General features: G+C 63.7%; 9 protein-coding genes. 3 read left to right on the top strand and 6 right to left on the bottom strand.

Annotation, left to right across the window (positions count from 1 at the left end):
- Positions 1-274 precede the first annotated feature (274 nt).
- Complete coding sequence (locus HU750_RS20825) at positions 275-2,128, top strand: sigma-54-dependent Fis family transcriptional regulator (RefSeq protein ID WP_186682114.1); 1,854 nt, start codon at positions 275-277, stop codon at positions 2,126-2,128.
- A 139-nt stretch (positions 2,129-2,267) separates the two neighbouring features.
- On the opposite strand, the gene accC is transcribed toward HU750_RS20825, so the two are convergent.
- From accC to HU750_RS20795, 6 genes are all read right to left on the bottom strand, one after another.
- A complete protein-coding gene (gene accC, locus HU750_RS20820; RefSeq protein WP_027594949.1) occupies positions 2,268-3,623 on the bottom strand; it encodes an acetyl-CoA carboxylase biotin carboxylase subunit in 1,356 nt (451 codons plus the stop codon).
- Positions 3,624-3,640: 17 nt separating this feature from the next.
- Positions 3,641-4,102 carry an acetyl-CoA carboxylase biotin carboxyl carrier protein gene (gene accB, locus HU750_RS20815; protein WP_186682112.1) on the bottom strand — a complete coding sequence of 154 codons (462 nt, stop codon included), beginning with the start codon at positions 4,100-4,102 and terminating at the stop codon, positions 3,641-3,643.
- Between the two features lie 100 nt (positions 4,103-4,202).
- Positions 4,203-4,655 carry a type II 3-dehydroquinate dehydratase gene (aroQ, locus tag HU750_RS20810; protein WP_008093086.1) on the bottom strand — a complete coding sequence of 151 codons (453 nt, stop codon included), beginning with the start codon at positions 4,653-4,655 and terminating at the stop codon, positions 4,203-4,205.
- 179 nt (positions 4,656-4,834) lie between these two features.
- On the bottom strand, positions 4,835-6,613 hold the full coding sequence (locus HU750_RS20805; protein WP_186682110.1) for a protein-disulfide reductase DsbD: 1,779 nt from the start codon (positions 6,611-6,613) through the stop codon (positions 4,835-4,837).
- 219 nt (positions 6,614-6,832) lie between these two features.
- Positions 6,833-8,578, bottom strand: a complete 1,746-nt coding sequence (locus tag HU750_RS20800; protein ID WP_514132426.1) for a methyl-accepting chemotaxis protein — start codon at positions 8,576-8,578, stop codon at positions 6,833-6,835.
- Between the two features lie 330 nt (positions 8,579-8,908).
- Positions 8,909-10,267, bottom strand: coding sequence for a diguanylate cyclase (locus tag HU750_RS20795; protein ID WP_027594953.1), 1,359 nt, complete (start codon positions 10,265-10,267; stop codon positions 8,909-8,911).
- 249 nt (positions 10,268-10,516) lie between these two features.
- On the opposite strand from HU750_RS20795, the gene HU750_RS20790 reads away from it, so the two are divergent.
- Complete coding sequence (locus HU750_RS20790; protein WP_027594954.1) at positions 10,517-11,584, top strand: DUF2333 family protein; 1,068 nt, start codon at positions 10,517-10,519, stop codon at positions 11,582-11,584.
- A 2-nt stretch (positions 11,585-11,586) separates the two neighbouring features.
- Positions 11,587-12,123 (top strand): NUDIX domain-containing protein, encoded by a 537-nt coding sequence (locus HU750_RS20785; RefSeq protein WP_186682106.1) that lies wholly within the window; start codon positions 11,587-11,589, stop codon positions 12,121-12,123.
- Positions 12,124-12,231: the final 108 nt, after the last annotated feature.

Genomic DNA, 12,231 nt, shown 5'->3' with positions numbered 1-12,231 from the left:
CGTATTCTTGTTTGTCAGGGACAGAGCAAGGGAGGTGCCAGCTTTGTTTCATCTGCCTGAAGTGGCTGTGCCAGAGCGGTCTGTGCGTAGGAAAGGGCGTGCGCCCAGCATGCCCGGCGAGACGCGGGGTACCAGGCTGCGGCGGCTTTTGCCGAGACGCTGAGACGCTGCGTCTCAAGCGAGCCGGTATTCACACAGTGCTTGTCGGGGCATGCCCGGAAGCGCTTAATGGCCGCACAACGATAAAAACAGCAATGAGAACCGGAGGGCCAGAATGCTTGCCGCGAACTCCCGAGCCCATGTCGACTGCGTCAGCCGGGTGCTGAAAAACGCCGACCGTCTGCCACAGGCACCGGTGCCGCCGCTGATCCTCGACTCCTGGCGCCGCTCCATGCACTTGTATCGCCTCGACCCAGGCTCCCAGCAGGGCCCACGTATCCTTTCGCAAAGCCTGCTCAACGAATGCCGCGAACGTGCCGAGCTGTTTCTGCGCATCGCCGGCGACGCCGTGGCACGGCTGCATGAGCAGGTCCGCGGCGCCGACTATTGCGTGCTGCTCACCGATGCCCAGGGGCAGACCATCGATTACCGGGTCGAGTCCGCCATCCGCAATGACTGCCGCAAGGCCGGGTTGTACCTGGGCACCTGCTGGTCGGAAGGCGAGGAGGGCACGTGCGGGGTGGCGGCGGTGCTGACCAGCAAGGCGCCGGTCACGGTGCACAAGCGCGATCATTTTCGCGCCGCCTTCATTGGCCTGACCTGCACGGCGGCACCGGTATTCGACCCACTGGGCGAGCTGCTGGGTGTGGTGGATGTCTCGGCCTTGCGATCCCCGGATGACCGCCGCAGCCAGCACCTGATTCGGCAGTTGGTCGAGCAGACCGCGCGCGAGATAGAAAACGCCTTCTTCATGCACAGTGCCCAGGGCCATTGGGTGATGCGCGCGCATGGCACGCCGGGCTATGTCGAAAGCCAGCCCGACTACCTGCTGGCCTGGGATGCCGATGGTCGGCTGCAGGCAATCAACAGCCTGGCTCGGCAGCGCCTGGTGGAGCGCCTTGGCCGCTTGCCTGAGCATATCGGCGAGCTGTTCGACCTGGGCCAACTGCGCTGCAGTAACGAGGCCTCGGCCCAGCGCTTGCCAGGCTGGGGGGAACTGTATGGCCGCGTCAGCGCACCGCAACGGCGCCCGCGCCCGCAGCCTTTGCGCCAGGCACAGGACGCGCGCATCGAGCAGCACCTGCGCCTGGCCACGCGGGTCAAGGACTGTAGCCTGGCGGTGCTGGTGCAAGGCGAGACTGGCTCGGGCAAAGAGGTTTTTGCCCGTCAGTTGCACCAGCAAAGCCAGCGCCGCAAGGGGCCTTTCGTCACGCTGAACTGTGCGGCCATCCCTGAGAGCCTGATCGAGAGCGAGCTGTTCGGCTATGTAGCCGGGGCCTTTACCGGCGCCTCCAGCAAAGGTATGCAAGGGCTTTTACAGCAAGCTGATGGCGGCACCCTGTTTCTCGACGAAATCGGCGACATGCCACTGAACCTGCAAACCCGGCTGCTGCGCGTGCTGGCGGAGGGCGAAGTGGCGCCCTTGGGCGCGGCGCGGCGTGAGCGGGTGGATATTCAGGTGATCTGTGCGACACACCGGGACCTGGCGGCAATGGTGGCGGATGGGCATTTTCGTGAGGACCTGTACTTCCGCCTGGCCAACGCCCGGTTCGCGCTGCCGCCGTTGCGTGAGCGGGAGGATCGGCTGGGTTTGATTCATCAACTGTTAGCCGAAGAAGCCGAAGCGTGCCGGGTAGAGGTGGTGTTGGCGGACGATGCATTGCAGGCGCTGCTGCTTTACCGTTGGCCGGGGAACCTGCGCCAACTGCGGCAGGTGTTGCGTTATGCCTGTGCGGTGAGTGAGGGCGGGTGGGTGCGCCTTGAGGATTTGCCGCAGGAGGTACGCGGCGATGCGGTGGCGTCTGCTGAGGTGGATGCCAGCAGCCCGGCTCGGCAACTGTTGCTCGATGCGCTGATCCGGCACCGCTGGAAGCCGGCTGATGCGGCGCGGGCGTTGGGGATATCGCGGGCGACGCTGTATCGGCGGGTGCATGAGCACCGGATCGAGATGCCTAGAATGAAAGGGTGATGGGTTTGTCTCAGGATATTCAGCGCCTGTGGAATCGAGCGCCGCGCGGGCGGCGCTCGATTCCACAGGCAACACACCCCTAAAGCCCATAAAAAAACCCCGGAACAGGTCCGGGGTTTTGGTACATCACACTACACGATCACTCCTGGCTGGCCAGTTTGTGCTCGAGGTAGTGAATGTTGACGCCGCCTTTGCAGAAACCTTCATCACGCACCAGGTCGCGGTGCAGTGGGATGTTGGTCTTGATGCCGTCGACGACGATCTCGTCCAGAGCATTGCGCATGCGCGCCATGGCTTCTTCGCGGTCCTTGCCGTAGGTGATCAGCTTGCCGATCAGCGAGTCGTAGTTCGGCGGAACCGAATAACCGCTGTACAGGTGCGAATCGACGCGAACGCCGTTGCCACCTGGGGCGTGGAAGTGCTTGACCTTGCCTGGGCTCGGGATGAACTTCTTCGGGTCTTCGGCGTTGATCCGGCACTCCAGCGAGTGACCACGAATCACCACGTCTTCCTGGCGGAACGACAGCTTGTTGCCAGCGGCGATGCTCAGCATCTCCTTGACGATGTCGATGCCAGTGACCATTTCCGACACCGGATGCTCAACCTGTACGCGGGTGTTCATCTCGATGAAGTAGAAGCTGCCGTTCTCGTACAGGAACTCGAAAGTACCTGCACCGCGGTAGCCGATTTCGATGCACGCATCGACGCAACGCTTGAAGACTTCCTGACGGGCCTTCTCGTCGATGCCCGGTGCTGGCGCTTCTTCCAGAACCTTCTGGTGACGGCGCTGCAGCGAGCAGTCACGGTCGCCCAGGTGGATGGCGTTGCCTTGGCCGTCGGACAGTACCTGAACTTCCACGTGGCGTGGGTTGGTCAGGAACTTCTCCAGGTAGACCATCGGGTTGCCGAACGCAGCACCGGCTTCGGTACGGGTCAGCTTGGCCGAGGAGATCAGGTCCTCTTCCTTGTGCACCACACGCATACCGCGACCACCACCGCCACCGGCGGCCTTGATGATCACCGGGTAGCCGACGTCACGGGCGATCGCCAGGGCGACTTCTTCGTCTTCCGGCAGCGGGCCGTCAGAGCCTGGTACGGTCGGTACGCCCGACTTGATCATCGCGTCCTTGGCCGAAACCTTGTCGCCCATCAGGCGAATGGTGTCGGCTTTCGGGCCGATGAAGGCGAAACCGGATTTCTCTACCTGCTCGGCAAAGTCGGCGTTTTCGGCCAGGAAGCCGTAGCCCGGGTGGATCGCGGTGGCGCCAGTCACTTCGGCGGCAGCGATGATCGCCGGGATGTGCAGGTACGAATCCTTGGATGACGCGGGACCGATGCAGACCGACTCGTCTGCCAGGCCCAGGTGCATCAGTTCGCGGTCAGCCGTGGAGTGCACGGCGACGGTCTTGATGCCCAGCTCTTTGCAGGCACGCAGGATCCGCAGGGCAATTTCCCCGCGGTTGGCGATCAGGACTTTTTCGAGCTTCGCAGACATCGTTGGCTCTCCGCGGTTCAAACGATGGTGAACAGCGGCTGGTCGAACTCAACCGGCTGGCCGTCTTCTACCAGGATGGCGTCGATGACACCGCCGATCTCGGCTTCGATGTGGTTCATCATCTTCATCGCTTCGACGATGCACAGGGTGTCGCCTTTTTTCACCGACTGGCCAACTTCAGCAAAGTTAGGCGAGGTCGGCGATGGCTTGCGGTAGAAGGTACCGACCATTGGCGAGCGAACCACGGTGCCTTTCAGCGCCGGGGCAGCAGCTTCGGCGACAGGGGCAGCAGCAGCAGCAGCGGCCGGAGCAGCGACAGGGGCAGCAGCCATTGGGGCGGGTGCGTAGAACTGCTGGGCAGCTGGGGTCTTGCTGTGACGGCTGATACGGACCGACTCTTCGCCTTCCTTGATCTCCAGTTCGTCGATGCCAGACTCTTCCAGCAGTTCGATCAGTTTCTTGACTTTACGGATATCCATTAATCATCAACTCCCAAAGGTTCGGTCAGGGGGCGTAATTGAAAACGTGTCTAAAACGTTTCTCTCAAACCCTGGCCCACTTAGGCCAGGGTCTCTGTCATCAGGGCTGTGCGTTGGCAGCCAGTTGTTCCAGCGCGGACTCCAGGGCCAGGCGATACCCGCTGGCGCCCAGGCCGCAAATCACCCCTACGGCCACATCGGAAAAGTAGGAGTGGTGGCGGAACGGTTCGCGTTTGTGCACGTTGGACAGGTGCACTTCGATGAATGGGATGCTCACCGCAAGCAATGCGTCACGTAATGCGACACTTGTGTGGGTGAAAGCAGCCGGATTGATCAGGATGAAGTCCACACCCTCGTTGCGTGCGGCGTGAATGCGGTCGATCAGTTCGTATTCGGCATTGCTCTGCAGGTACTGCAGATGGTGGCCCGCGGCGCGGGCACGTTGCTCCAGGTCCTGGTTGATCTGGGCCAGGGTCACGGCGCCGTAGTGGCCCGGCTCGCGAGTACCGAGCAGGTTGAGGTTGGGGCCGTGAAGCACCAGTAGCGTAGCCATCTGCGGATTCCTTGGATTTGTAGGGCAATTCGACACAGCGCGGCGAGTGTGCCGTAAAGCGACGGCAAGTGTCCAGTTCCCGGCAATAGCCAGCACGATGTCCGAGATTCGCGCGAAGTATGTGACCGGATAATTAAATCTGGTCACTGTCTTGAGGATTTTTCGCAGCTCGCCGGAAGTTATAGACCGAGTTTGCCGCGCACGCGCGTCAGAACCTCGGCGAAATCGGCGGTGTTTATCTCGCCTATGACCCGATCAGCGGTTATTTCGCTGCCGTTCGCCGCAAAGAACAGCAGCGCAGGCGGGCCGAACAGCTGGTAGCGGTCGAGCAGCGTACGTTGCTCGGCGTTGCTCTCGGTGATGTCGAAACGCAGCAGTTTGAAGGCGCTCAGCTGCGATTGCACCTGCGGCGCATTGAGCACTTCGTGCTCGATCACCTTGCAGCTGATGCACCAGTCGGCGTACCAGTCCAGCAACACCGGCTGGCCCGCGGCCTTGGCCTGGGCCAGTGCCGCGTCGAGCGCGGCGGGGGTGGTGAGGGTCTGCCAGGCATCGGCCTTGACGGCCGGGCTGGCGCTGCCCGTGGCCGCGGCGGGGGCAGGCAAGGGGCGCAGGGGGTCGCCCTGGCCGTTCAGTGCCCCGTACCAGCAGGCCAGGGCGTAGACCAGCAACGCCAGGCCGAGCAATTGCGCCAGGCGTTGGCGCGGGGTTTTGATGACGAATTCCAGGGCCCCGAGGAACAGCGCCACGCCGGCAGCCAGGAAGCCGACCAGCAGCAACGTCACCTGGCCAGGCAGCACGCGGCTGAGCAAGCCGATGGCCAGCCCTAGCAACAGCACACCGATGGCGTTTTTCACCGTGTTCAGCCATGGGCCGCTCTTCGGCAACCAGGCTGCGCCACCGGTAGCCACCAGCAGCAACGGCGCACCCATGCCCAGGCCGAGGGCGAACAGTTTCAGCGCACCCCCCAGGGCATCGCCGCTGGCGCTGATATAAAGCAGGGCACCGGCCAGTGGCGCCGACACGCAGGGCGACACCAGCAAACTGGAAAGCACGCCCAGCACTGCCGCGCCGACTAGCGAGCCACCTTTGGTGCGGTGGGCGAGCGAGTCCAGGCGATTGTTCAAGGCCTGTGGCAGCTTCAATTCGAACAGGCCGAACATGGCCAGGGCGAACACCACGAAGAACAACGCGAAAGGCACCAGCACCCAGGCCGACTGCAGCCGTGCCTGCAGGTTCAAGCCCGCGCCGAACAGGCCCATCAGCGCGCCCAGCACGGCGAAGCTGGCGGCCATCGATACAACGTAAGCAAGCGACAGCGCGAGGCCGCGCAAGCCGTTAGCCTGGCCACGCAGCACCACGCCCGAGAGGATGGGCAGCATCGGCAGCACGCAAGGGGTGAAGGTCAGGCCGACGCCAGCGAGGAAGAACAGCAACAGGGATTTCCAGCTCCAGGCCTGTTCACCTGTGGCCGGTGCCGCGCTGGGGGTGCCACCTTCGCCATCGATGCTCAGGCGCGCGGTTTCCGGGGGGTAGCACAGGCCTTTGTCGGCGCAGCCCTGGTAGCCCACCAGCAGGGTGAACGCGCGAGGGTCGGTGCGTGGCAGCTCGATGTCGAGCACGCCGTGGTACACCTCGACGTCACCGAAGAACTCATCGTGCTTGGCTTCGCCTTTAGGGATGTTGGGCGTGCCCACGGCCACGTCGGCCGGCTCTGTGCGAAAATTGAAGCGGTGGCGGTAGAGGTAGTAGCCCTCGGTGGCGACGAAACGCAGCTTGATGCTCTGGGCATCGGCCTGGATCAGGCTGAGCTTGAACGCTTCGTGCACGGGCAGAAAATCGGCAGCGTTGGACAGCGAAGCGGCGCCGAGGGTGGCGCTGGGGCGGTTGTCGAGCAGGCCCGTGGCGAAGGCAGGGCTGGCCAGCAGCAGGAACAGCAGGAGAAACAGGCGGCGCATGGCGGACTCGCGACGTGGAACGTGCTGGGCATGATAGCGGAGTTGGTCTTGATTTGGCGTGTGTCGACCGGGGGAACGACACATGGCCGATGGCTGATTCGCCTGTACCGGCCCTTTCGCGGGGCAAGCCCGCTCCCACAAGTTCACGCCAACTTCAAGTGCAGAGGTCACCCTGTGGGAGCGGGCTTGCCCCGCGAAAGTGCCGGCCCAGGCAAACGCTCACACCCTGAACGCCCGCACCGCCGTGCTCAGCTCGCTGCCCAGGCTCAGCAATTGCTCCCCTTGCTCACGCCCCTCGCCAATGCGCTGCAAATTGTCCTCGCCCAACTCGTGAATCCGCTCGCTATGGTCACGAATCTCGCTCACCGCACCGCTCTGTTGGGCCGTGACATCGGCAATCCGCACCGCCGTATCGGCAATGGTACGAATGGCGCGGACAATCTCGTCCAGCGCGCCATCTGCGGCCTGGGCCTGGTCGGCGGTGGCTTCGGCATGTTCCAACTGCGCTCGCATGCCGGCCACCGAGCCTCTGGCGGCTTGTTGCAAGCGGTCGATCAGTGTCTGGATCTCGCCGGTTGCGCCTGTGGTGCGCTGCGCCAGGGAGCGCACTTCGTCTGCCACCACGGCAAAGCCACGGCCCATTTCGCCCGCGCGGGCAGCTTCGATCGCGGCGTTCAGGGCCAACAGGTTGGTCTGCTCGGCAATCGAGCGAATCACCGTCAACACGCCGCCAATGGTGGCGGACTCCTCAGCCAGTTGTTCGATCATGCGGGCGTTACCCTGCACTTCGTCCACCAGTTCGCGTAACCCCGACAAGCTCTGGCCAATCACCGCCTGGCCGTGCTCCACCGCACGGCCGGCATCGCGGCTGGCGTCGGCAGCCGCGCTGGCATCGCCGGCCACTTGCTGGATGGTCGCTTCCAGTTCACCCAGCGCGTCGCGAATCTGCCCGGTGTCGCCCGCCTGGCGCTCGGCACCGTCGTGCAGGGCGGCGCTCATACCGGCCAGGGCATGGCTGCTGCCGGCCACCTGTTCGGCGTTGTGGCGGATGGTGCCGACCAGTTCCACCAGGTAGTGGCGCAGGCGGTTGAGCGACTCCTGGATGTCGTGCAGCTCGCGGTTGGTTTTGCCCAGGGCGATCGGCTTGGCGAAGTCGCCCTCGGCCCAGTGCGACAGGGCCGGCGCCAGGCTGGTCAATGTACGCGCCAAGCGCCGCTGCAGGGTGTCGATGAGCAGCGCGATCAGCAGGATCAGGCCGATCATCAGGCCTTGGCTGATACGCACTTCGGCGGCGATCTTGGCGTGCAGCCCGCGGACTTCAGGCTCCAGGCCGGCGATGGCCTGCTGCACCGCTTCAAGGCGTTGGCCCGTGCTGGCGGCCAGGGCGGCGCGGCGCTCGATTTGCTCGCGGGTGCGTTGCAGTTCGGTCGGGTAGCGCGTGAGCAGGCTCTGCAGTTCGCGCTTGAGGGCGACGGCAATGTCTTCCTGCTGCGCGCTGGCCTGGGTTTCCAGGCCCATCAGGGCGGCGAAATCATCGGCATTGGACTCGGCTGCACGGGTAACACCCAGCAACGGCAAGCTGTCGAGGGCCTGGGCCTGGGCGCGGATCAGTTGCAGCTCGCGCTCCACTTCGTCGGCCAGTTCAGGGCGGCCACTGCTGACCAGTTTGTCCCGGGCCAGCGACAGGCGGCCCAAGTGCACGGTGGCGTCGAGCACAGGCAGCAGATAGCGGTTGGCCTCGGCGCTGCCGCTGTCGCGGGCGTAATTGGCCAGTTGTTCGAAGTTGGCCCCCAGTTCGCGCTCGGCTTGCAGTAGCAGCGCTTGCGGGTCGCCGGCCAGCTTGCCGGCCGCCAGCAGTTCTTCGGCGGTAAAGGCCTGCAGGCTGTCGAGGCTGGGGTGCAGTTTGGCGGCCAGCGCGTCGGGCCATTCGGCCAATGCCGTCTGCAACTGCTGGTTGGCCTCCATCGCAGCGGCATGGCGCAAGGCATCACCATTGGCCAGGTAGGCCTGGATGTTGTGCGCTGCCTGGTTCTGGAACTGTTGGGACAGGCCCAGGTAGCGTTCCATCATCTGATAGGGGCGCTCCAGGGCACGCTGTGACCACCACAAGGTCACGGCCAGGGCGATACAGACGGTTACCAGCAACAGGGTGTTGAAATTGGTCAGCCACTTCAGGCGCATAGCCGCGAACTTCCTGCGGGGAGTGGGAGAGGTAAGCGCCTGAAGTTATTGCGATTTTGTTACGCAGTGATGACGTCTGTGTCCTGATGTAAAAAAAGATGGCACTTTGCCTTGTTAAGGCTCCACCCGAACCACGCAGTTACGCCCCGCGTGCTTGGCCCGGTACAACGCCTCGTCCGCTGCACTGGCCATGGTCAGCGCATCCAGCTCATCGTCCAGTTGCACCACCCCCGCGCTGAACGTGCAGTTCAGGTCCCGTGGCTGCGCCGGATAGAGGATCTCGGCAAAACGCCGGCGGATTTCGTCCAATACCTTGTGCGCGGCATCCAGGGCGGTGTTGGGCATGACGATGGCGAACTCTTCGCCGCCATAACGCCCGATGAAGTCGGTCTTGCGCAGCCGTTGCTTGAGGAACAGTGCCAGGCTCTTGATCACCCGGTCGCCCATGGGATGGCCATGGCGGTCGTTGATCTTCTTGAATCGGTCGATGTCGAGCATGGCGAAGCTCAAGGGCTGCTGCTCGCGCCGGGCGCGGAAGCTGCAATCTTCGAGCAGTTGCAGGATATGGGTGTGGTTGTACAGCCCGGTGAGGCTGTCGCGCACCATGCGTGCCTTGAGGTGGCGGGCGCGGGCGGCGCGGTTGCGCACGGTGGTGATCAAGTGGCGCGAACGGAACGGCTTGGTGAGGAAGTCATCGCCACCTTCGCTCATGGCGTCGAGCTGCTTGTCCAGGTCGTCCTCGGCCGACAGGTAAATGATTGGCACACTGACATAGCGGTCGTTGTGGCGGATTACCTTGGCCAGCTCCGGGCCGGTACAGGCGGGCATGTACAGGTCGAGGATGATCAGGTCCGGCTGGAAGTCGGCCAGTTCCGCCATGGTGCGGATCGGGTCGGTCAGGCTGCGGGTGATCATGCCCGCGCTGCTCAGCACTCGTTCGGTGTGCAGCGCCTGGGTGCGTGAATCGTCGATGATCAACACCCGCAGCGGGTCGAGCGGGGTGGTGCTGGTGAGCAGCTCGACCTTCTCCAGCAGGCTGGAGGCTTCCAGGGTGCCGGTCAGAAACTCTTTGCCGCCAGCGCGCACCGCGGCAAGGCGGGTCGGGGTATCGGTTTCGTGGTGGCTGAAGAACAGCAGCGGAATCGTTTGCGGCACACCTTGCTGAGCTTGGGCGGCCAAGCGCAGGCCCTGGCCGCTGCCGGTGAAGTCGACATCCATCACCACCGCCGCAGGCGGGCATTCACTGAGCGAAGCCCGAAACGCATCCGCACTGAACAAGGCCTGCACACCGAGGCCGAAAAACTCCAGCTGCTGGGCCAGGCGTTGGGCGCGCTCATGGTCCTGCAAAAGGATGTATACAGGCTTGCGCAGGGGCGGCAGGGGCACCGGGTTGAGCGGGTCATCCTTGCGCAGGCCGGGACGCGACAGGTGCTGGGCGGGGCACTGGTGGCTCGGATCGACTGCTTGGCTCATGTCCTGGCTACTTTTGGGTGGGTGGTGTGCAGGTGCGATGATGGCTCTATGCTAGCAGCTCTTTTCCGTTGGGTGAGTGCCCTCCATCAACAAAGCGTTTAGAACGAATATTCAGTTACTGACCCACTGGTCGCTTATGCGTACGGCAGTGTCTGCTTTATAGTGCAGCGATGCGGGCTTGCCGTGGCACCCTGGCGAAGGCCTGGGGTCCAAGCCTCTGAACCGTCTTGACTGATTAAGGACAATGCCATGCTGGACTGGAAAAACCGCGAGGCCAAAGCCGAACCCCGCGAGCGTGTTGATGGCCGTGGCGCCGCCGCCCGTAGCTACCTGGGCGGCCTCTGGAGCCGTGCCCTGGGTACTCTGATCGGCCTGTATCTGCTGGTCTGTATCGGCCTGGGCTGGTACTGGAGCCAGGAGCCGGAGCTGTTCCCGGTGCAGCAGAACGCCCAGGCTGCGGCCGAGCGTAATGGCCAGCAGATGGTCATCGGCTATACCACCATCGAAACCCTCAAGACCGTCGCCGGTACCTTGCTGAACAAGCCGGGCGGTTACATTTCCAACGACCGCTTCCCGCCGGGGCTGTGGATGGACAACATGCCGAGCTGGGAATACGGCGTGCTGGTCCAGGTCCGCGATTTGTCCCGCGCGTTGCGCAAAGACTTCGCCCGCTCGCAGTCGCAGTCCACTGAAGACGCCGACCTGGCCAAGGCCGAGCCGCGCTTCAACTTCGACAACAAGAGCTGGATTTTGCCGTCGAGCGAGTCTGAGTTCGAAGAAGGCATCAAGTCGCTGAACCGCTACCAGACCCGCCTGGCCGCTGGCGACAAGGGCGCGATCTTCTACACCCGTGCCGACAACCTGAACAACTGGCTGGGCGATGTGGCTACCCGCCTGGGTTCGCTGTCGCAGCGCCTGTCGGCCAGCGTTGGCAGGGTCAAGCTCAACACCACCCTGAAGACCGAGTCGGTACAACCTGGCCAGGCACCGCAGGTTGACGAAGAGCTGGTCGAAACCCCATGGCTGCAGATCGACAACGTGTTCTACGAAGCCCGTGGCCAGGCCTGGGCGCTGTCGCACCTGCTGCGCGCCATCGAGGTCGACTTCGCCGATGTGCTGGCGAAAAAGAATGCCACGGTCAGCGTGCGCCAGATCATCCGTGAGCTGGAAGCCTCGCAGGAAGCACTGTGGAGCCCGATGGTGCTCAATGGCAGCGGCTTCGGCATGTGGGCCAACCACTCGCTGGTCATGGCCAACTACATCTCCCGGGCCAACGCTGCGGTCATCGACCTGCGTCAGCTGCTGTCGCAGGGGTGATCGTGGCCATCAGCACCCAAGAAGCCGCCCATCGGGCGGCTTCCGACCGTGAGCTGGTTGCCTGGGTCGACGAAGCCGACCAGGTGCTCGGCGCCTTGCCCCGGGCAGAGTTGCGCGAGCGCGGGCTGATTGGCCGTTGCACGTTCATCTTGCTGTTCAATAGCGCCGGGGAGTTGTGCGTGCACCGGCGTACCTTGAGCAAGGCGCTGTACCCAGGCTTTTGGGATGTGGCGGCGGGCGGCATGGTGACGGCGGGCGAGGGCTACGCCGAGTCGGCTGCGCGGGAGTTGGCCGAAGAACTGGGTATCGACGGCGTCGCGTTGCGCTTTCATGAACGGTTCTACTTCGACCAACCCGATAACCGCTTGTGGTGTGCGGTGTATTCGGCGGTGTCCGATGCACCGTTGCGCTTGCAGCCGGAAGAGGTGAGCGAGGCGCGGTTCATCAGCCTGGCGCAGGCGGAACAAGAAAGCCACACCAAGCCGTATTGCCCGGACTCGTTGGCGGCGTTGCAGCGGTACAAAGCCAGCTTGCCCTAGTTGCACGGCGTTGCAGCCTATTCGCGGGCAAGCCCGCTCCCACAGGTTTACCGGAGCCTTTAAGAACCGTGCAGTACCTGTAGGAGCGGGCTTGCCCGCGAAGGGTCG

The sequence above is a fragment of the Pseudomonas sp. SWRI50 genome (assembly GCF_014269095.1).
Classification (GTDB): Bacteria; Pseudomonadota; Gammaproteobacteria; order Pseudomonadales; family Pseudomonadaceae; genus Aquipseudomonas; species Aquipseudomonas kermanshahensis.
This window is presented reverse-complemented; position numbering and strand designations above follow the sequence as displayed.